General features: G+C 66.9%; 15 protein-coding genes. 2 read left to right on the forward strand and 13 right to left on the reverse strand.

The window, feature by feature from the left end:
- The 8 genes from KHC28_RS05665 to cyoA form a co-directional block, all read right to left on the reverse strand.
- Positions 1-1,614: a methyl-accepting chemotaxis protein gene (locus KHC28_RS05665; protein ID WP_214007366.1), complete on the reverse strand. Its 1,614-nt coding sequence runs from the start codon at positions 1,612-1,614 to the stop codon at positions 1-3.
- Between the two features lie 117 nt (positions 1,615-1,731).
- Entirely contained in the window at positions 1,732-2,310 is a 579-nt protein-coding gene (locus tag KHC28_RS05670; RefSeq protein ID WP_214007367.1) for a response regulator transcription factor, read from the reverse strand.
- Positions 2,311-2,313: 3 nt separating this feature from the next.
- A complete protein-coding gene (locus KHC28_RS05675) occupies positions 2,314-3,585 on the reverse strand; it encodes an ATP-binding protein (protein ID WP_214007368.1) in 1,272 nt (423 codons plus the stop codon).
- Entirely contained in the window at positions 3,582-4,262 is a 681-nt protein-coding gene (locus KHC28_RS05680) for an SURF1 family protein (RefSeq protein ID WP_246564372.1), read from the reverse strand. The genes KHC28_RS05675 and KHC28_RS05680 overlap by 4 nt, the downstream gene beginning before the upstream one ends.
- 80 nt (positions 4,263-4,342) lie before the next feature.
- Positions 4,343-4,726: a cytochrome o ubiquinol oxidase subunit IV gene (gene cyoD / locus KHC28_RS05685; RefSeq protein ID WP_214007370.1), complete on the reverse strand. Its 384-nt coding sequence runs from the start codon at positions 4,724-4,726 to the stop codon at positions 4,343-4,345.
- Positions 4,723-5,349, reverse strand: coding sequence for a cytochrome o ubiquinol oxidase subunit III (gene cyoC / locus KHC28_RS05690; protein WP_214007371.1), 627 nt, complete (start codon positions 5,347-5,349; stop codon positions 4,723-4,725). The genes cyoD and cyoC overlap by 4 nt, the downstream gene beginning before the upstream one ends.
- Positions 5,346-7,358 carry a cytochrome o ubiquinol oxidase subunit I gene (gene cyoB / locus KHC28_RS05695; RefSeq protein ID WP_214007372.1) on the reverse strand — a complete coding sequence of 671 codons (2,013 nt, stop codon included), beginning with the start codon at positions 7,356-7,358 and terminating at the stop codon, positions 5,346-5,348. Before cyoB ends, cyoC begins: the two co-directional genes overlap by 4 nt.
- A gap of 9 nt (positions 7,359-7,367) precedes the next feature.
- The gene (cyoA, locus tag KHC28_RS05700; protein WP_214007373.1) at positions 7,368-8,582 is read right to left on the reverse strand and encodes a ubiquinol oxidase subunit II; all 1,215 of its coding nucleotides are present in this window, start codon (positions 8,580-8,582) and stop codon (positions 7,368-7,370) included.
- Between the two features lie 212 nt (positions 8,583-8,794).
- On the opposite strand from cyoA, the gene KHC28_RS05705 reads away from it, so the two are divergent.
- On the forward strand, positions 8,795-10,126 hold the full coding sequence (locus KHC28_RS05705; RefSeq protein WP_214007374.1) for an MFS transporter: 1,332 nt from the start codon (positions 8,795-8,797) through the stop codon (positions 10,124-10,126).
- Between the two features lie 63 nt (positions 10,127-10,189).
- Here KHC28_RS05705 and KHC28_RS05710 read toward each other — a convergent pair whose 3' ends face one another.
- The 3 genes from KHC28_RS05710 to KHC28_RS05720 all read right to left on the reverse strand — a co-directional run bounded on the left by KHC28_RS05710 (position 10,190) and on the right by KHC28_RS05720 (position 14,479).
- Positions 10,190-11,089, reverse strand: coding sequence for a choline/ethanolamine kinase family protein (locus KHC28_RS05710; protein ID WP_214007375.1), 900 nt, complete (start codon positions 11,087-11,089; stop codon positions 10,190-10,192).
- Positions 11,090-11,158: 69 nt separating this feature from the next.
- A complete protein-coding gene (locus tag KHC28_RS05715; RefSeq protein WP_214007376.1) occupies positions 11,159-13,609 on the reverse strand; it encodes a GcvT family protein in 2,451 nt (816 codons plus the stop codon).
- A 99-nt stretch (positions 13,610-13,708) separates the two neighbouring features.
- Positions 13,709-14,479 carry a DeoR/GlpR family DNA-binding transcription regulator gene (locus tag KHC28_RS05720; protein ID WP_214007377.1) on the reverse strand — a complete coding sequence of 257 codons (771 nt, stop codon included), beginning with the start codon at positions 14,477-14,479 and terminating at the stop codon, positions 13,709-13,711.
- 332 nt (positions 14,480-14,811) lie between these two features.
- On the opposite strand from KHC28_RS05720, the gene KHC28_RS05725 reads away from it, so the two are divergent.
- Entirely contained in the window at positions 14,812-15,939 is a 1,128-nt protein-coding gene (locus tag KHC28_RS05725) for an aminomethyl transferase family protein (RefSeq protein ID WP_214007378.1), read from the forward strand.
- Positions 15,940-16,036: 97 nt separating this feature from the next.
- Here KHC28_RS05725 and KHC28_RS05730 read toward each other — a convergent pair whose 3' ends face one another.
- Both KHC28_RS05730 and KHC28_RS05735 read right to left on the reverse strand, forming a co-directional pair.
- Positions 16,037-18,295, reverse strand: a complete 2,259-nt coding sequence (locus tag KHC28_RS05730; RefSeq protein WP_214007379.1) for a trimethylamine N-oxide demethylase — start codon at positions 18,293-18,295, stop codon at positions 16,037-16,039.
- Positions 18,296-18,322: 27 nt separating this feature from the next.
- Entirely contained in the window at positions 18,323-19,681 is a 1,359-nt protein-coding gene (locus tag KHC28_RS05735) for a trimethylamine monooxygenase (protein WP_214007380.1), read from the reverse strand.
- Positions 19,682-20,084: the final 403 nt, after the last annotated feature.

Genomic DNA, 20,084 nt, shown 5'->3' on the forward strand with positions numbered 1-20,084 from the left:
TCATGCCCGGAGCTTGAACCGCGAGATTGAGTTGCGCAATCCCGAGGAAACCTGGTTGAGCTCGTCGATGGCCAGTGTCGACTGGTGCAGCGATTCCACCGTCTGCTGCGCCGCCTCGCTGAGCTGCGCCAGCGCCTCGCTGATCTGCTCGGCGCCGGTGGCCTGCGCCTGCATGCCCTCGTTGACGTCCTCGAAGCGCGGCACCAGCCCCTGCACCTGGGCGATGATCTGCGACAGCTGGCCGCCGACATCCTGCACCTCGGTCATGCCGCGCCGGACCTCCTCGGAGAACTTGTCCATGCCCATCACGCCGGCGGCGACCGCCGACTGGATGTCCTTGACCATCTGCTCGATATCGGACGTGGAGTTCGCGGTCTGATCGGCGAGGCGACGGATCTCGGTGGCGACCACCGCGAAGCCGCGCCCGTACTGGCCGGCCTTCTCCGCCTCGATGGCGGCGTTGAGCGACAGGAGGTTAGTCTGGTCCGCCACCTTGGTGATGGTGGTGACCATCTGGTTGATGTTGCCGGCCTTCTCCGACAGCACCGCCAGCTTGGCGTTGATGTTGCCGGCCGCCTCCATCACGTGGCGCATGGTCGCCTCCATGCGCGCGAGGCCGGCCTGGCCGCCGCCCGCCAGCGTCGCGGTCTGCTCGGCGACGCCCGATACTTCACCCATGGTGCGCACCAGCTCGTTGGAGGTGGCGGAGATCTCCTTGGCGGTGGCACCGATCTCGGTGGTGGTGGCGGCGATCTCGCCGGCGGTCGCCTGCTGCTCCTTGGAGGTGGCGGCGATCTCGGTGATCGAGGTGTTGACCTGAATGCCGGACTTCTGCACCTGCCCGATCAGACTGGTGAGTTCGTCGGCCATGCCGTTGAAACCGTCCGACACGGTGCCGAACTCGTCGCGGCGCGCCAGTTCGAGCCGCTCGGAAAAGTCGCCGGTGCGCATCTGCCCGACCAGCGCCAGCAGCTTGCCGAGCGGGCCGATCACCGCGCGGTACAGGAAATAGCCGGACAGCACCGACAGCAGCACCGCGACGATGAAGCCGACGGCGAGGCCGAACTCGGCATTGCGCACGATGCTGACGATCGCCGCGGTCGATTCGTTCGCCTCCTGCTGGTTGAAGGCCACCGTGTCTTCCAGCGCCTGCTGGACCTGGGTCAGCAACGGCACCAGATCGCGGGCGATGGTGGCGCGCAACTCGCCGTCGGTCTGGCCGAGCGCGGTCTCCTGCACCCGGTCGTAGCGCTGGATCGCGTCGCGGAACGTCGCGAAGTTGCGGCGGTCCTGATCGGTGTCGAGCGTCTGCTCATAGGCCGCCAGCAGCGTATTGGCGGTCTCGCGATTCGCCTTGATGCGATCGAGCACCTGATTGCGGCCTTCCGGCGTGTCCTCCAGCGCCAGCGCGCGCAGCAGGCTCTGCGCCCGGGTCCAGGTGCTCATCAGCCGGAGGCTGGACGACAGCGCCGGCACGGTGCTGGTCTCGACCTTGAGCGCCTCGCTTTCCGCCTGGAGGAACCAGTAATAGCAGGAGCCCGCCATGGCCGAGAGCACCAGAAGAATCGCGAGGAAGCTCGCGAGGATCCGCTGGCGGATGGTCAGGTTCTTCATCGTCAGGCTCCCCCACATGCCTCACCCGCGCAGCGCGACGGGCTGGCAGTCAGGCTAGCCTAACGACAATTTGTTTCCACAGGGTTGCGTCGGCGCGACGCCGCGCGCGCCGAAACGTCACGGCAGCGGCTTCTTTTCCAGCTTGCGGGCCAGCGTGCGCCGGTGCAGGCCGAGCCGGCGCGCGGTCTCGGAAATGTTGAAGTCGGTATCGACCAGCGTCTCGTGGATGGTTTCCCATTCCAGCGTCTTCAGCGAGGTCGGCCGCGCCGCCACCGCGATGGAGCTGTCGCCATCGGCACGGGCGAAGGCGGCCTCGATGTCGTCGGTATTGGCCGGCTTGGCGAGATAGTGGCAGGCGCCGAGCTTGATCGCCTCCACCGCCGTGGCGATCGAGGCGAAGCCGGTGAGCACCACGATCTTCATCGCCGGATCGCGGGTGTGCAGCATCTTCACGCATTCGAGGCCAGAGCCGCCGGCGAGCTTCAGGTCCACCACCGCATAGCCCGGCAAGACACCGTCGAGCGCCGGCTCGACGCCGTCGAGACTGTGGCTGACGCGCACCTCGTAGCCCCGCCGCTCGAAGGAGCGGGTGAGCGCGCGGGCGAAGGAGGCGTCGTCCTCGACGATCAGCAGGCGCTTGTCGGCGTGGGGCACATCGTCGCCCGGCGTGTCCGGCTGCGAGGAAAGGTCGGTCATCTATCAGGCCTCCGCCGAGAGGGCTTCGAGCGGCAGGGTCAGGGTGACGCAGGCGCCCTGCGCCTCGTTCACCGCCTCCACATGTCCGCCCAGCTTGCGCACGACATTGACCACCAGGAACAGGCCAAGACCGCCGCCCGGCCTTCCCTTGGTGGAATTGTAGGGCGTCCCAAAGGCGGCGAGCATGTCCTTGGTAAAGCCTGGACCGCGGTCGCGCACCTCCAGCACGATCACATCGGCGTGTCGGCGCACGGATACCCCGACCCACTCCGGCGAGGCCTCCACCGCATTGTCGAGCAGATTGAAGACGATCTGCTTGAGCGCGATGTCGGAGATGATCTCCTCGTCGTCGTCGAGCTCGCGCCGGTAGTCGAACGCGCGCGGCGAACGCCCCGCCTGCCACTCGCCCATCATGCCGTCGAAGAAGGCCGCCGCCGTGGTGCGCAGCGTTCCCTCGCCGCGCGCCTCGCCCGACGACATCAGGATGCCGGAGACGATCGCCTTGCAGCGGTCGAGCTGGCGCTGCATCTCGGCGATGTCCTCGGCGAGGTCCGGCCGGTCGCGCAGCAGCTGCATGCGCCGCCAGTCGCTGAGGATCACCGAGACGGTGGCGAGCGGCGTGCCGAGCTCGTGCGCCGCCCCGGAGGCGAGAAGGCCCAGCCGCACGATGTGGTCCTCCTCCGCCTGCTGGCGGTGCAGGCGGGCGAGGCGGGCGTCGCTGTCGCGCAGGTTGCGGCCGATGCGGGAGATGAACGCCACCAGGAGCAGCGCCGCCAGCACGAAGCAGATGAAGGTGCCGCCGATATGCAGGGTGAACAGGTCGCCATGCAGCTCCTCCGACAAAGGCAGCGGCCGGAACTTGCGCATCAGCAGCACGAAGCCGCTCGACACCACGCCGGCCAGCACCCAGGCCGACCAGCTCGGCAGCAGCACCGCGCCGAGCGCCACCTGCAGCAGATAGAGCGAGACGAAGGGATTGGAGGCGCCGCCGGCGAGATAGAGCTGCATCGTCAGCGCCGCCGCGTCCAGCAGCAGCTCCAGCAAGAGCTCGGTATCGGAAATCGCGGTGCGCCGCTCGTGATAGACCAGCGTGGCGAGGTTGAGCGCGACCAGGCAGGCGAGCACCATCCCCATTTCCTGCAGCGGCAGGTCGATGCCGAGGCCGAAGTCGACAAAGAGGATGGTGACGACCTGCCCGGCGACCGCCAGCCAGCGCAGCTGGGTCAGCAGGAACAGGTTCTCGCGATTGGCAGTGCCGCGCTCGGCCGTGCTCACGGTGCCGGTGTCCCGCGCGCCTTCGCCGGGCGCCGCCACAGGAACACCGCTGCCGCCACGCACATGCCGGCGAGCGCGAACCAGGTGAGCGCGTAGACGAGGTGGTTGTTGGCGAAGCGCACCACGGTGAGGCCGCCGACCGGCACGCCGCCGGGCACCGGAGTCGCATCGGCATCGACGAAATAGGGCGCCACCACCACCAGACGGTCGAGCCCGCGCGCGGCGGCGATGGCGGCGACGTCGCGCGAGTACCAGCGGTCGCCGCCGGGATCGTTGTGGCGCAGGAAGCCGCCGCCCGGCTCGGTGAGGCGCAACAGGCCGACGACGCTCGCCGGTCCCTCGATCAGCCCGGCAGCGCGGCTCGCCGGATCGCGCCGCTCCGGCGGCACGAAGCCGCGATTGACCAGCACGGTGAGGCCGGCATCGGTCGCCAGCGGGGTAAGCACCCAGAAACCGCCGCCCAGCTCGGTCACGGCCTGCACCAGCGTCTCGCGGTCGTTGAGGAAATGGCCGTCGAGCCGCACCCGACGATATTCGTCGGCGGGCGAGAAGGCGTCCGGCGCCGGCGCGGCGACCGGCGCGGCGTGGAGGCGCGCCTCCACCCGCTCGATCAGGTCCAGCTTCCAGGAGAGACGCTTGACCTGCCAGACGCCGAGGGCGGCGAACAGGCCGGCCATAACGCAACAGGCGAGAAGGAGGGCGACCCTCTTTCCCGCCTGCCGCCTACCCAACTCGTCCGCCCGAAGGGGCGGTCGGCTCATAGCATCTGCCTCATGTCGTGGCTGGGCATCATGTTGGTGTTGAGGTGGTACATGACCCAGAGCGAGCCGGCCAGCGCGATGCCCACCACGATGAGGGTGAACACCAGGGCCAGCATGTTCCAGCCGCCTTCCGACTTAAAGTTCATGTGCAGGAAGTAGATCATGTGCACCACGATCTGCACCACCGCGAAGACCATGACGATGGCGGCGGTCCAGGTCGGGTTGCCGATCTTGCCGCTCATCACCAGCCAGAACGGCACCGCGGTGAGGATGACCGACAGGATGAAGCCGGTCATGTAGCCGCTCATCGAGCCATGGGCCACGCCGAGCTCGTGATGGACGTCGTGCCCGTGGGCGTCGTTGTGGGCGTTCGCGCTCATCGCAGCATCCCCAGGAGATAGACGAAGGTGAACACGCCGATCCACACCACGTCGAGGAAGTGCCAGAACATCGACAGGCACATCAGCCGACGCTTGTTGGCGGTGATCAGCCCGCGCTTCTGCACCTGCACCAGCAGCGTCACCAGCCAGATGATGCCGAAGGTGACGTGCAGGCCGTGGGTGCCGACCAGGGTGAAGAAGGCGGAGAGGAAGGCGCTGCGCTGCGGCCCCGCCCCCTCATGGATCATGTGGTGGAACTCGTAGAGCTCGATCGACAGGAAGGCTAGGCCGAACACGGCGGTGATCACCAGCCAGACCTGCGTCGCCTTCACCCGCTCCTTGTCCATCGCCAGCATGGCGAAGCCATAGGTGATGGAGGACAGGAGCAGCATCGTGGTGTTGAGCGCCACGAGGTTGAGATCGAACAGGTCGCGGGGCCCCGGCCCGGCGGCGTAGTTGCCGCCGAGCACGCCGAACGTGGCGAACAGGATCGCGAAGATGAGACAATCGCTCATCAGGTAGATCCAGAAGCCCAGTGCGGTGCTGTGGCCTTCGGGGTGCGGGTGCTCGTCGACTTCGTAGAAGACGGGCGCCTCGCTCGTGGCGGTCACGGTCGTGCTCATGCGTTCACCTGCGCGGCGAGGAGGCGGGTACGCTCCTCCTCGGTGCGGACGACGTCCTCCGCGGGGATGTCGAAGTCGCGGTTGTAGTTGAAGGTGTGATGGATCGCGACCGCCAGCAGCGCCACGAAGCTCACCGCCGCCAGCCACCAGATGTACCAGATCAGCGCAAAGCCGAGCACGAAGCTGATCCCCGCGAGAATCGGACCGGTACCGGAGTTCTTGGGCATGTGGATCGGCTTGAAGCCCGACAGCGGACGGACATAGCCGCGCTGCTTCATGTCCCACCACGCATCGGCGTCGTGGACGACGGGGGTGAAGGCGAAGTTGTAGTCCGGCGGCGGCGAGGAGGTCGCCCATTCCAGCGTGCGGGCGTTCCACGGATCGCCGGTGGTGTCCCGCAGCTTGTCGCGCCTCAGGATGCTCACGGCGATCTGGATGATGAACGAGCCGATGCCGCAGGCGATGAGCACCGCGCCGAAGGCCGCGATGATGAACCAGATGTGCAGCGAGGGATCGTCGAAGACGCGCAGGCGGCGGGTGACGCCCATCAGGCCGAGCACGTAGAGCGGCATGAAGGCGAAGAAGAAGCCGACCACCCAGAACCAGAACGACATCTTGCCCCAGAACGGATCCAGCTTGAAGCCGAACGCCTTGGGCCACCAGAAGGCGATGCCGGCGAACACGCCGAACACCACGCCGCCGATGATCACATTGTGGAAGTGCGCGATCAGGAACAGCGAGTTGTGCAGCACGAAGTCGGCGGGCGGCACCGCGAGCATGACGCCGGTCATGCCGCCGATCACGAAGATCAGCATGAACGCCACCGTGTACATCATCGGCAGCTCGAAGCGGATGCGGCCGCGATACATGGTGAACAGCCAGTTGAACATCTTCGCGCCCGTCGGGATCGAGATGATCATGGTCGTGATCCCGAAGAACGAGTTCACGCTGGCGCCGGAGCCCATGGTGAAGAAGTGGTGCAGCCAGACGAGGTACGACAGGATGGTGATGACCACCGTGGCGTAGACCATCGAGGTGTAGCCGAACAGCTTCTTGCCGGAAAAGGTCGAGGTGACTTCGGAGAAGATGCCGAAGGCCGGCAGGATGAGGATGTAGACCTCCGGGTGACCCCAGATCCAGATCAGGTTCACGTACATCATCGGGTTGCCGCCGAGATCGTTCGTGAAGAAGTTGGTGCCGATGTAACGGTCGGCGGTCAGCAGCGCCAGCGTGGCGGTCAGGATCGGGAAGGAGGCGACGATCAGCACGTTGGTGCAGAGCGAGGTCCAGGTGAAGACCGGCATCTTCATCATGTCCATGCCGGGGGCACGCATCTTCACGATCGTACAGATGAGGTTGATGCCCGACAGCGTGGTTCCCACGCCGGCGATCTGCAACGCCCATATGTAATAGTCGACGCCGACATAGGGGCTGTAGGCGATCCCCGACAGCGGCGGATAGGCGAGCCAGCCGGTCTGCGCGAACTCGCCGACGAACAGCGACGTCATGACCAGCGCCGCGCCCGACACCGTCATCCAGAACGAGAAATTGTTCAGGAAGGGGAAGGACACGTCACGCGCGCCGATCTGCAGCGGCACGACATAGTTCATCAGCCCGGTCACGAACGGCATGGCCGCGAAGAAGATCATGATCACGCCGTGGGCGGAGAAGACCTGATCGTAGTGATGGGCGGGCAGGTAGCCCTCGGAGCCGCCGAAGGCCAGGGCCTGCTGCAGGCGCATCATGATGGCGTCGGCGAAGCCGCGCAGGAACATGATGAGGCCGAGCACCATGTACATGATGCCGATCTTCTTGTGGTCCACCGAGGTGAACCACTCGCGCCACAGATAGCCCCAGAGGCGGAAATAGGTGAGCGCGCCCAGCACCGCGGCGCCGCCGATGGCGACGCCGATGAAGGTCATCACCAGGATCGGCTCGTGATAGGGGATCGCCTCGAGATTGAAGCGCCCGAAGAAGAAGTTCGGTACGACGATGGGAGATTCTGTCATGGCAGGCCGTCAGCTGTTGGAAGGCCGGCGCGGACCGATATCGGCCTCGCTCGTCGGCAGAAGGGGCGACGTGAAGGCGGGGAGCAGCGCCGGGGAGAAGCCGGGGATCGGCAGGCCGGCGCCGGAGACCGGCGCGCTGTCGGCACGGCGGGACGCCGCCGCGGGGGTGTCCGCCGCCGAGAGGGTGAGCGCGGTGGCGAGCTCTTCCGGCGTGCAGATGCCGACGACATAGGACGGGGCGCCGCCGATCACCGTGCCGCGCCGCGCATGCTTGTCGTGCAGCAGCGGCAGCAGGCTGGCGGTGGCGCTCTCGAGGCCGGCGCCGCCCTTGGCGTCGATGGCCATCATGTCCTTCATGCACATCTTGCCGGGCTCGACGCACAGATTGAGGATGGCGTCGAACAGGGTGGGGTCGACCTCGTTGAAGAAGGTCGCCGGCACCGCCTCGCTGGGCTTCTCAAGCTCGAGATAGGCCTGGCGGGTCAGCGCTTCCGTGCTGCCCTTGGCCTCGCGGACCCAGGAGTCGAACTCCGAATCCGACATCGCCCGGAAGGCGAAGAACATCTTGGAGAAGCCGGCGCCGCTGTAATTGGCCGAGAAGCCCCGCGATTCGACGCGCTGGTTGGCCACCGCGTGCAGCTGGGTCTTCATCGCCGGCATGGCGTAGATCATGCCCGCCAGCGTCGGCACGTAGAAGGCGTTCATCACCGTGGAGGAGGTGATCTGGAAATGGATCGGCCGGTCGACCGGCACCGCCAGCTCGTTGACGGTGGCGACGCCCTGTTCGGGATAGATGAACAGCCACTTCCAATCGAGCGCGACGACGTTCACCACCAGCGGCTTGTCCTCGGCGGCGACCACGGTGCGCGAGCCGATGCGGTCCAGCGGCCGGTAGGGATCGAGCAGATGCGTGCCCATCCAGGTCATGGCGCCGAGGCAGATGATGATGAGCAGCGGCGCCGCCCAGATCACCAGCTCCAGCTGGGTGGAGTGGTGCCACTCCGGCTCGTAGCGCGCCTCGGTGTTCGCCTGGCGATATTTCCAGGCGAAAAACGCGGTCAGCGCCATCACCGGGATGATGATGATCAGCATCAGGAGGACCGAGACCACCAGGAGATCGCGCTGCTGCGCTGCGATATCACCGGTGGGGGCCAGCACCTCGAACTTGCAGCCGCCAAGTGCGGCCAGCAGCGGGAGCAGGGCGAGGAGACGGAGGCGGCGCAATGGAAACCTGCTATGGTTCTTGCCAAAATGGCGTTGCCAAACGCCGAACGGGTAGCTGCGGTGCAGCAAAGCGGCTATTGGACAATTTGTCCAATGCCGGCTTGCTGCATCGCACGCAATAACGACGGCGTGTGCTCCGGCAAGCCTCGCGGCTCTGCCTCGGGCCTTATGATACTATAATCCTTGTCCTGTTCTGAATCTGAGTGAGAACGATGGCGCTTCCCACGTCGACCCTTGAACGCGACGCGCGGCAAATCCACGCCGACAGCCACCGGGACGGCGAGGTCGACCCCGGCGAAATCGCGGTCGGCGTGGTCATCGGCCGCGCCTCGGAATTCTTCGACTTCTTCGTCTACGCCATCGCCTCGGTGGTGGTGTTCCCGAAGCTGATCTTCCCGTTCGTCGATCCGCTGACCGGCACGCTCTACTCCTTCGCCATCTTCGCGCTCGCCTTCATCGCCCGCCCGTTCGGCACGGCGCTGTTCATGGCCGTCGACCGCCGCTACGGGCGCAGCGCCAAGCTGACCATCGCGCTGTTCCTGCTCGGCACCTCGACGGTGGCTATCGCCTTCCTGCCGAGCTACGAGACGCTCGGCACGCTGGTGATCTGGCTGCTCGCCGCCTTCCGCGTCGGCCAGGGCCTGGCCTGGGGCGGCACCTGGGACGGCCTCGCCCCGCTGCTCGCCATCAACGCGCCGGAGCAGCGCCGCGGCTTCTACGCCGCGCTGCCGCAGCTCGGCGCGCCCATCGGCCTCGTCGTCGCCAGCGCGCTGTTCGCCTATTTCCTCGGCAACCTCTCGGCCGAGGATTTCTTCAGCTGGGGATGGCGCTATCCGTTCTTCGTCGCCTTCGCCATCAACGTGGTGGCGCTGTTCGCCCGCCTGCGCATGGCGGTGACGCCGGACTATGTCGAGCTGTTCAAGCGCGGCGACCTCCAGCCGGCCCGCGTCACCGACACCATCCGCGCCGAGGGCAAGGGCATCCTGGTCGGCGCCTTCGCGCCGCTCGCCACCTTCGCCCTGTTCCACATGGTGACGGTGTTCCCGCTGTCCTGGGTGTTCCTGTTCACCAAGGAAGGCCCGACCCACTTCCTGATCATCGAGGCGCTCGCCGCTATTTGCGGCCTGATCGCGGTGTTCGTCTCCGGCATGATCGCCGATCGCATCGGCCGGCGTAACCTGCTCGGCGGCTCGGCGGCGGCGATCGCGGTGTTCTCCGGCTTCGCCCCGCAGCTGCTCAGCGGCGGCTTCGTCGGCGAATCGATCTTCATGATCCTCGCCTTCATCCTGCTCGGCATCTCGTTCGGCCAGTCCTCCGGCGTCGTCGCCTCGAACTTCGCGCCGAAGTATCGCTACACCGCCTCGGCGCTGACCAACGACTTCGCCTGGCTGTTCGGCGCCGGCTTCGCCCCGCTCGCCGCGCTGCTGCTGGCCTCGAACTTCGGCCTGCTCGCCGCCGGCGCCTACCTGCTGTCCGGCGCGATCTGCACGCTGCTGGCGCTGCGCTTCAACAAGCGCATCGAGATGGCCACCTCCGGCGACTGAGACGGCTCCTCGATCCGAGGGAAGATTCGGCCGGCCGCGATCCGTCGCGGCCGGCCTTTTCGTTCAGCCCGCCGCCATCGCGTCGAGCTCGGCGACGGCGGCGGCGAGGCGGGACAGGTTCTCCGCCGTATAGGCGCGGTAGTCGAACGCGATCGCCGAGTGCAGCTCCGACACCATGCTCCACAGCGCCTCGCGCAGCAGCGAGGCCACCAGCATCGCCTGCAGCTTGAGGCGCAGCGCGTCGTCCGGCGTGCGATCGTAGTAGATCTCCAGCATCGTCTCGCGCTGGGCGGCGTCGAAGCCGTTATTGGAGGCGAGGCCGCCGAGATCGAACAGCGGCGTGTTGAAGCCGCCATAGTCCCAGTCGATCAGCCACAGCCGCCGCCCGTCGTCGATGAAATTGGCCGGCAGCAGGTCGTTATGGCCGAAGACGATCTCACTCGGCCCGACCAGCGCCTCCACCCGCTCGGCCAGCGCGGCATAGACCGGCAGCTCGGCGGCCAGCCGGTGGCCGCCGTCGCGCAGCACGTGCAGATAGGAGCGCAACACGTGGAAGGTCCAGAAGGCCAGCGCCGGGCCGCGCAGCTGCCGCGTCACCTCGACATGCGCCCGCCGCACCAGCTCGACCACGCGCGGCAGGTTGTCCCGCACATCCGCCTCGCCATAGGTGCGCCCGTCGATGAAATCGATGACGAACAGGCCGGGCTCGCTGTAGCGCAGCGCCGGCGAGATGCCGGCCGCCTCGGCCGCCCGCGCGGCGGCGAGTTCGTTGAAGCGCATGACATTGTGCAAGGGGATGTCGTCGCCGAGCCGCACCACATATTTCCGCCCGGCATCCTCCACCACGAAATTGGTGTTGGTGATGCCGCCGTCGAGCGGCCGCGGGTCGACGCGCCCCTGCCAGAAGGCGAGCGCGCGGATGCGGCCGGCGGCGGAAGACGTGATGGGCGCGGAAGACGACATGGCACGGCCTCTCGGTCCGGTGAACGCTCGGCAATCCCCGCGCCCGCAGGCAACGGGCATGCCGGATCGTCAGGCGAAGATGCGCTCATTGCCGGGATCGTAGAGCGGGCCGAGATGGATGCGCGCCGGCACCCGCTGCATCGCGACCTCCAGCTGGTAGTTGCCGCCGAGCAGGAAGGCGTCGTCGAGCCCGCCCTCGGCGCGGCGGACATAGCCGTAGCCGATCGGCAGGCCCAGCGTGTGGCCGAAGCCGGCGGAGGATAGCCACCCCATGCGCTCGCCATTGCGGTAGATGGTCTCGCGGCCCAGCAGCACGACGTCGCGATCGCCGACGGTGAAGCCGGCGAGCCGCTTCTTCAAGGGGCGCCCCGCCTGCGCCTCCAGCACCTCGCGGCCGATGAAGGGCAGCTCCGAGCCGAGCTTCACCGCCCAGCCGAGCCCCGCCTCGAACGGCGTGTGGTCCGGCCCGACATCCGAGCCCGACGCCCAATAGGCCTTCTCCAGCCGCAGCGTCTCCAGCGCGCGATAGCCGACATTGGCGATGGCGAATTCCGCACCGGCCGCCATCAGCGCGTCATAGACGGTGACGGCGAACTCGGTCGGCAGGTGCAGTTCGTAGCCGAGCTCGCCGGCATAGGTGAGACGCAGCGCGCGCACCGGCGCGCCGGCGAGGCGGATGTCGCGCAGGCTGGCATAGGTGAAGGCCGCGTTGGAGACGTCGTCGCGGGTGAGCTTTTCGAGCAGTGCCCGCGCCTGCGGCCCGATCAGGGTGAGCACCGCATAGGCCGAGGTGACGTCGACCAGATGAGCGTCGAGGCCAGCCGGCAGATGGCGGCGGATCCAGTCGAAATCATGCATCGCCGCGCCGGTGCCGGAGACGATGTAGTAGGAGGTCGGCGACAGCCGGGCGACCGTCACGTCGCACTCGATGCCACCGCGCAGGTTCAGCATCGGCGCATAGGTGACGCTGCCCACCGGGCCGGCGACATCCGCCGCGCTCACCGCCGACAGCGCCGCCTCGGCATCGCGGCCGATCAGCAGGAACTTCGCGAAGGAACTCTGGTCGAGGACGCCGAGCCCGCTACGTGCCGTCTGGTGCTCGCGCGCCACCGCGCCGGTCCAGTTCGGCCGGCCGAAGGTGTAGCGGTCGCGCGCCTCCTCGCCCGCGCTCGCGAACCAATTCGGCCGCTCCCAGCCGAGCTTCTCGCCGAATACCGCGCCCTCAGCCTTCAGCCGGTCATAGAGCGGCGAGCGGCGCAGCGGCCGGCCGCTCGCATGCTCCTCATGCGGCCAGGCGATGGTGTAGTGCTTGCCATAGGCCTCCAGCGTGCGCGCCCGCACCCAGGCGACGTCCTGGTGATTGCGGCCGAAGCGCAGGATGTCGACCGGCGCCAGGTCGTAGGGCGGGTGGCCGTCGCCGGCGATCCATTCCGCCAGCGCCTTGCCCGCGCCGCCGCCCGAGGCGATGCCGAAGGCGTTGAAGCCGGCGCCGACATAGAAGCCGGTCAGCTCCGGCGCCTGGCCGAGGATGAAGTTGCCGTCCGGCGTGAAGCTTTCCGGCCCGTTGATCAGCTCCTTGATGCCGGCGGTCTGAAGCGCCGGCACCCGGCCGAGCGCCAGCTCCATGATCGGCTCGAAATGGTCGAAATTCGACGGCAGCAGCTGGAAGTTGAAGCCGTCGGGAATGCCCTCCTCCGCCCAGGGGATCGGGTTCGGCTCGTAGCCGCCCATGACGAGGCCGCCGACCTCCTCCTTGTAATAGGTCAGCCGGTCGGGATCGCGCAGCGTCGGCAGGTCCGGGGTCACGCCGTCGATGCGCTCGGTGATCATGTACTGGTGCTGCACCGAGACCAGCGGCACGTTCACCCCCGCCATGGCGCCGACCTCGCGTGCCCATTGCCCGGCGCAGTTCACCACGATCTCGCAGGCGATGGGGCCGCGCGAGGTCTCCACGCTGGTGACACGGCCATTCTCGATCGTGAAGCCGGTAACCAGCGTGTCTTCGAAGATCGAGACGCCGTTCATCCGCGCGCCCCTGGCGAGCGAGGCGGTGATGTCGGAGGGGTTGGCCTGGCCGTCGGTCGGAAGATACGCGGCGCCGACCAGATCGGAGACGTCCATCAGCGGCCACAGGCGCTGCGCCTCGCTCGGGGTCAGCAGCTGCATGTCGAGGCCGAAGGAGCGCGCGGTGGTGGCCTGGCGCTTCACCTCGATCCAGCGCTCGGCGTTGCAGGCGAGGCGCAGGCCGCCATTCATCTTCCAGCCGGTGGCGAGGCCGGTCTCTTCCTCGAGCGTGCGGTACAGCTTGACCGATTCGCCGAGCAGCTGGGTGATGCCGGCATTGGAGCGCAGCTGGCCGACGAGGCCGGCGGCGTGGAAGGTCGAGCCGGAGGTGAGCTTGTGCTTCTCGATCAGCACCGTGTCGCGCAGGCCGAGCTTGCCGAGATGATAGGCGGTGGAGGTGCCGATGATGCCGCCGCCGATGATAACGATCCGGGCCTGGGTCGGAAAGGCGGACATGCGCGGCTCCTGGGAAGGGCGTGAGGGGCTTTCCCCGAGCGTCGGCCACGCCCGGCCGGCATGTCAACGACATTCCACGACAAGCAACATTTTTCGTGGTTATTTGTGCCCCTGCGAGGGATAGATCATCCGCACCTCGGCCGCCGCGCACTGGGCGGCGAAGGCGGCGGGCGGCGGGCCGTCGCTCACCACCGCATCGACCGCCGCCAGCGGGCACACTTTCACCGACGCCTCGCGGCCGAATTTCGAGCGGTCGGCGATCACCCAGGTCTGCTCGGCCTGCTGCATGGCGGCGCGGGAGAACTCCGCCTCGAACAAATGGAAGTCGGCGAGTTCGCCGACGCCGGTGATCGCCCCCACCGACAGCAGCGCGTAGCGGACCTTGAACTGGCTGATGAAGGCGATGGCGGAAGCGCCGAAGGCCGCCGCGTCCTCGCCGCCCAGTTCGCCGCCGGCCATGAACACCCGGTTGCCGTTGCGCGAGGCGAGGCGATAGGCGATCTGCGCCGAATGGGTGACGATGGTGAGCCGCGAACGGCTGGCCAGCGCGTCGGCGACATAGGCCGAGGTGGTGCCGTTGTCGAGGAACAGGCTGTCGCCGTCCTCGACGAGGTCACGCACCAGCGTCGCGATGGTCCATTTGGCGTCCTTGTTCACCTGCATGCGGCGCTGGAACGGCGGCTCATCGGCATGATCGGGCACCATGATGCCGCCATGGAAGCGCAGCAGCGCGCCTTCCTCGATCAGCGGCTGGATGTTGCGCCGGATCGTCTCCGTCGACACCGCGAGGCGGGTGGCGAGCTCGGTGATCGAGCAGGAGCCGCTGGCGCGCACCGCCTGAAGAATGTCGCTGCGGCGCTTGATCGACATGGGGAGCCTCCTGCCAGCCGCGCCCGAGCGGGACACGCATTACCACACAATGCCACATCATCACGCCGCAATGTGAAGCATCGAGGCTTCGTCCCGGCGGAAATCCACGCCTGAAGCCGGCGGAACCGGAGCCGGCCGCCGCACAGGTTCTTCATGTCGAGAAAACCTGTTTCCTTCAGAGAAATTTCATTGACAGCGACCGGCACGGGTGCAAGCATCCTCATGTTGAGTGCCCGCCGCGTGGCAGAGAAGCGCCGCGTCGCCGCCTGATCATTCCAGTGCCAATTCAGTCTTTTCGACGCAGGCCTCGCATGACGAAGGTTTCCTAAGACATGAACGCTGCATTTCCTCGTAATTCCATTCTGAACGAACGGCATATCGCGCTCGGAACCAAGTTCGAGTCCTCCTGGAATGGCATGCCGCTGCCGCAATTCTATGCAACCGATCCTTATGACGAGGTCGCGACGGTGCGCTCGCGCGCCGGACTTATCGACGTCTCCTCGCTCAACCTGGTCAATGTGACCGGGCCGGACGCCGTCGCGCTGCTCGACGCGGTGCTCACCTCCGACATCGGCAAGATGAAGCCGGGCCAGTCGGCGATCAGCAACATCGTCGACGATGACGGATCGCTGATCGACGACGTGCTGGTCTATCGCAACGGCGCCGACGATTTCCGCCTGTCGCACGGCTCCGGCAAGCTGGAGGACGTGCTGGCCGCCTTCGCCAGCGGGCGCGACGTCAGCGTCGCCAATGACGGCGATACCCATGTGCTGTCGCTGCAGGGGCCGCTGGCGCTCGACATCCTGACGCCGCACGCCTCCATCGACCTGTCGACGCTGAAATATTTCGAGCACGCGCCGGCCGAGTTGTTCGGCCGCAAGGTGACGCTGGCGCGCGGCGGCTATTCCGCCGAGCGCGGCTATGAGGTGTTTTCCGCCGCCGCCGACACCGTGTTCCTGTGGGACGCCATCCTCGAGGCCGGCAAGCCGTTCGGCGCCATGCCGGTGTCCTGGCAGAGCCTCGACATCGTGCGCGTCGAGGGGGCGCTGCTGTTCTTCCCCTATGACATGCCGAAGGGCGACGAGACGCCGTGGGAAGTCGGCGCCGACTGGACCGTCGATCTCGACAAGCCGGCCTTCCGCGGCAAGGAAGCGCTGATCCGCCGCAAAAGCGAGGCGCGGGTGGTCCAGCGCGGCATGGAGATCGACCATCACGAGCAGATCGAGCCCGGTGCCCGGCTGGTCAAGGACGGCGTCGATGTCGGCTCGCTCAACTCGTCGATCTACAGCCGGCACCTGATGCGCTCCATCGCGCTGGTGCATGTGCGGCCGGATCTCGGCGCCTTCGGCACCGAGTTCGAGGTGGTCGGCCCGCAGGGCAGCTTCACCGGCCGGCTGGTCAAGACGCCGTTCTACGATCCGCTGCGACTGCGCACCCATCCGCTGGAGGAGCGGGGCTGAGGCCCCTCCCCCTTGCCAGCGCCGACGACGAAAACGGCCGGAGCTTCCCGCTCCGGCCGTTTGCTTTCAGGCGTCCCGATCCTCAGGCGCGCAGGTTTCAGGCGCGGACCCGGCTCTTGGTCGGGTCGTAATGCGGGAAGGCGACCTTGGTGGCGGCGATGCGCTTGACGTGGCCGTCGAGCTTGCCGATCTCCACCCCGGCGCCCGGCGCCGCCATGCTGACATCCAGCCGGGCCAGCGCGATGATGCCGCCGAGCGTCGGCGAGCGGGTGGCGCTGGTGACGACGCCGATCTGCGCCCGGCCATGATAGACCGCGTCGCCATGGTGTACCGGCTCGTTGCCCTCGGTGACCAGCCCGACCAGCTGGCGGGCCGGATGGGCGCGGCGGCGGGCCAGCGCCTCCTTGCCGACGAAGTCGTCCTGCTTGCTCTCCGGCACGGTGAAGCCGATGCCGGCCTCGAACGGATCGGTCTGGTCGCAGAATTCATAGCCGGCAAAGGCAAGGCCGGCCTCGATGCGCAGCATGTCCAGCGCCAGCAAACCGAGCGGCTGCAGGCCCTGCGGCGCGCCGGCCGCCATCACCGCGTCCCACAGTTCCGGCGCCCGGTCCGGGTGGCACCAGATCTCGAAGCCGAGTTCGCCGGTATAGCCGGTGCGCGACACCATGACGGGGATATCGCCGACCTTGCCGATGGTGAAGCGGAACCATTTCAGCTCGTCGGCGCTCGGCTGGTGCGCCGGCGTCGTGAGGATCGCGCGCAATATGTCGCGCGATTTCGGCCCCTGCAGCGCGAGATTGGCGAGCTGGTCGGTGGAGGACTTCACGAAGGCATGCAGCCCGTGCTTCGCCGCCAGCTCGCGCAGCCAGACGCCGCAATAATCGTCGCCGCAGACCAGGCGGAAATTGTTCTCGCCGAGGCGGAACACCGTGCCGTCGTCGAGCATGCCGCCATGCTCGTAGCACAGCGCGGTATAGACCACCTGGCCGACGGCGAGCTTGCGGATGTCGCGGGTGACGGCGAGCTGGGTCAGCTTCTCGGCATCGGGGCCGAGGATCTCGAATTTGCGCAGCGCCGAGAGGTCCATCACCACCGCCCGCTCGCGGCAGGCCCAGTATTCCTCGATCGGCCCGGCGGCGGCGAAGCAGTCCGGCAGCCAGAAGCCCTTGTACTCGACAAATTTGCGGGTCAGCGCCGCGGTGCGGGGGTGAAAGCCGGTCTCGCGCGTCAGCCGCGGGGCGGAATCGGGCGTCATGCGGTGGGCGATCCCTCTGGAGAAACGATTGGCGCCGTCATAGACGCGCACATGGATGTCGGTCGGGTGCCAGGCATTGGAGGCGTCGATGTCATCGGCGCAGGAAGAAGAGGCACAGACGAGGTCGGTCAGCGCCCGCAACAGCACATAGTCGCCCGGCCGCGACCACGGCTCGTCCATGCCGATGCGGTCGCCCGGCGCGACGAAGGTGTTGTAGAAGAAATTCACCGCCGGCCAGCCCATCTTCGGCTCGATGCCGAACGGCGCCAGCGCGCGGTTGAAATTGTCCGTGCAGTTGTCGTGCCCGGGATAGCCCATATCGTCGTAATATTTGGCGTTGCAGGCCAGCATGAAGGTGTCGTGCCGGCCGACCGTGTCGCGGATCACCTCGACCAGCGCGGTCTGGTCCTCGTCGAAATATTTCGAGTGCAAACCGGGACCGGGACTGGCCGAGCCCATCAGCGTCCGGGTGGTGGTGGGATCGAGCCCCTTTTCGCGCCCGGCCTTCAGCTTCGCCGCGTCGAAGGCGAGAAAATCCGAGCATTGCTGGCCGTCGACATCGATGATCTGGATGTAGTCGCCGGCCTTCACCTCATAGGCGCTGGCGCTGGCCGCGCGGATGCGCAGATCGAGCTTCGGCTCGGCGAGCGGCGGCGGCACCGTGCCGGCGGAGGGCGCGCCCGGCACGATCTCGACGATCAGCTCGGTCGGCGCGTCCTGGGCGCCCGGCTCCATCGGCCCGCCGGGCGCGAGCAGCACGCAGCGCAAATGCGCCGGTGCGGTGAAGCGCGCGCCGGCACCCGGCGCCTGGCCCGAAGCGAACAGCGCGACGCCGATGAAATTCGCGCCGAGGAAGCCGCGCGCCGCCTCCGGCACCGGCTCGTCCGCCGGCGGCGCGCCGGCGAACAGATCGCCCGCCCCGTCCGGCAGGCCGGCGACGAACAACGTCGCCGGCTGGTCGCCCTCGGGATCGAGCACATGGGCGAGATCGCCCGGCCGCAGCTCGAAGGAGACCCAGGCGCCGCCGGGCGCGACATGGCGTGCCCGCGCGGGATTGAGGCGCCGCGCTCCCGGCGCGCCGGCACCGATCTGGATGTTCATGGCACCTCTCCCTGATCGGGCGGGCGGCTATTCGGCCGCCACCGCCGGCGGATTGATGAAGGCCTCGAAGGAATCGTCCAGCGCCTCGATCCATTTGGTGTGGTGCGGCGGCGCCTTGTTGCCGGTCATGATCGAGACATAGGAATTGTCGCGATAGCCCATGATGTCGTGTTCCTTGTCATGTTCCCAGACCTTGAACAGCGCGGCGGCGGCGTCGAGGTCGAACATCGGGTAGTCGGTCGCCGGGATCAGCTCCTTCATGTAGTCGGTCTGGAAGTCGATGGCGTCGAAGGCGGTCTCGATCTTCGCCTCGGCCTCCAGCCACTTGGCGATGTCGGCGGCGACTTCTTCCGGCGCCGGCAGGCCGATGCGGCCCATGATGACGTCGCGCACGTACCAGGCCTGCGCGTCGAACATGTTGAACGTGTAATACTGGTCCTGCATGCCGAGATAGAACAGCTTCGGATTGCTCTGCCACACCACGCCCTTGTAGAGGTCGGGCGGGTTCATGCGGTTATGCGTCTTCAGCCGGAGATCGTCGGGCAGGAACGGGAAGTGGTGCAGGTAGCCGGTGCACAGGATCACCGCATCGACCTCTGCCGTGGTGCCGTCGATGAAATGCGCGGTGCGTTCCTCCAGCTTCTCCAGCAGCGGCTTCTCGGTGAAGCAGCTCGGCCAGGCGAAATTGGAGCGGCGGGTGCGGTAGCTGAAGGTGATCGACTTGGCGCCGTATTTGTAGCACTGGCTGGCGATGTCTTCCGCCGAGTAGGACGAGCCGACCACCAGGAGGTCCTTGCCGACGAATTCGTCGGCGGCGCGGAAGTCATGCGCGTGCATCACCCGGCCGGGGAACATCTCGATGCCGGGGAAATACGGCACGTTCGGCGTCGAGAAATGGCCGCAGGCAACCACGACATAGTCGAAGACCTCCGAATAGGTCTCGCCCTTGACGAGATCCTTCACCGAGACGGTGAACTGGCCGGTCTCCTCGGAATAATCGACCCATTTCACCGGCGAGTTGAAGCGCACATTGGCGCGCAGCCCGGCTTTCTCCACCCGGCCCATGATGTAGTCGTGCAGCACGGCGCGCGGCGGATAGGAGGGAATCGGCCGGCCGAAATGCTCCTCGAAGCTGTAGTCGGAGAATTCGAGGCATTCCTTCGGGCCGTTCGACCACAAATAGCGGTACATCGAACCGTGCACCGGCTCGCCATACTGATCGAGGCCGGTACGCCACGTGTAGTTCCAGAGACCGCCCCAGTCCGACTGCTTCTCGAAGCAGACGAATTCCGGGATCTCGGCTCCCTTCTGCTGCGCCGACTGGAAGGCGCGAAGCATGGCCATGCCCGAGGGGCCGGCACCGATGATGGCGACGCGGATGCTCATGTGCGTGTTCCCGTGGTCCTGATGGCGTGGTCTTGTTGGCAAGGTCTGGACGGAGCGGTCTTGACGACAAGGTCTGGTCTGCAGGGACTGATGGAAGGCGGCTTCATTGGCCCCCGTGGCCGGGAGGCATGCGGTTTTGCCTTGTGTGAAAGCCTCGGCGATATTTCTTGTTTGTCAAGATAGTTTCCTTGAGAGAATTTCAGGCAGTTGATTGCCGCGGTGATTGCCGATTGAGCGGGCTCGCTCAAATAATGCGCAACTCGGGTTCTTGACGGCAAAAGTTTCCTGCTAAACACTTCAGTTTATCGCAAGGAAACATCGGGCCAGACATATCGGACCTCTCCCGACCCGACCTCCGGTCTTTCCGCGAGCAGTCTTCATGCCAACCGTCTCCCCGGAGACC

The sequence above is a fragment of the Ancylobacter sonchi genome, assembly GCF_018390695.1.
Lineage (GTDB): Bacteria > Pseudomonadota > Alphaproteobacteria > Rhizobiales > Xanthobacteraceae > Ancylobacter > Ancylobacter sonchi.

Excerpts from the sequence above, each read along its gene's own strand:
- KHC28_RS05720 (WP_214007377.1), bottom strand. The coding sequence starts at position 14,479 with ATGTCGATCAAGCGCCGCAGCGACATTCTTCAGGCGGTGCGCGCCAGC.
- KHC28_RS05705 (WP_214007374.1), top strand. The coding sequence starts at position 8,795 with ATGGCGCTTCCCACGTCGACCCTTGAACGCGACGCGCGGCAAATCCAC.
- KHC28_RS05725 (WP_214007378.1), top strand. The coding sequence starts at position 14,812 with ATGAACGCTGCATTTCCTCGTAATTCCATTCTGAACGAACGGCATATC.
- KHC28_RS05730 (WP_214007379.1), bottom strand. The coding sequence starts at position 18,295 with ATGAACATCCAGATCGGTGCCGGCGCGCCGGGAGCGCGGCGCCTCAAT.
- KHC28_RS05710 (WP_214007375.1), bottom strand. The coding sequence starts at position 11,089 with ATGTCGTCTTCCGCGCCCATCACGTCTTCCGCCGCCGGCCGCATCCGC.
- KHC28_RS05670 (WP_214007367.1), bottom strand. The coding sequence starts at position 2,310 with ATGACCGACCTTTCCTCGCAGCCGGACACGCCGGGCGACGATGTGCCC.
- cyoB (WP_214007372.1), bottom strand. The coding sequence starts at position 7,358 with ATGACAGAATCTCCCATCGTCGTACCGAACTTCTTCTTCGGGCGCTTC.
- cyoC (WP_214007371.1), bottom strand. The coding sequence starts at position 5,349 with ATGAGCACGACCGTGACCGCCACGAGCGAGGCGCCCGTCTTCTACGAA.
- cyoD (WP_214007370.1), bottom strand. The coding sequence starts at position 4,726 with ATGAGCGCGAACGCCCACAACGACGCCCACGGGCACGACGTCCATCAC.
- KHC28_RS05735 (WP_214007380.1), bottom strand. The coding sequence starts at position 19,681 with ATGAGCATCCGCGTCGCCATCATCGGTGCCGGCCCCTCGGGCATGGCC.
- KHC28_RS05715 (WP_214007376.1), bottom strand. The coding sequence starts at position 13,609 with ATGTCCGCCTTTCCGACCCAGGCCCGGATCGTTATCATCGGCGGCGGC.
- KHC28_RS05665 (WP_214007366.1), bottom strand. The coding sequence starts at position 1,614 with ATGAAGAACCTGACCATCCGCCAGCGGATCCTCGCGAGCTTCCTCGCG.
- KHC28_RS05680 (WP_246564372.1), bottom strand. The coding sequence starts at position 4,262 with ATGGCCGGCCTGTTCGCCGCCCTCGGCGTCTGGCAGGTCAAGCGTCTC.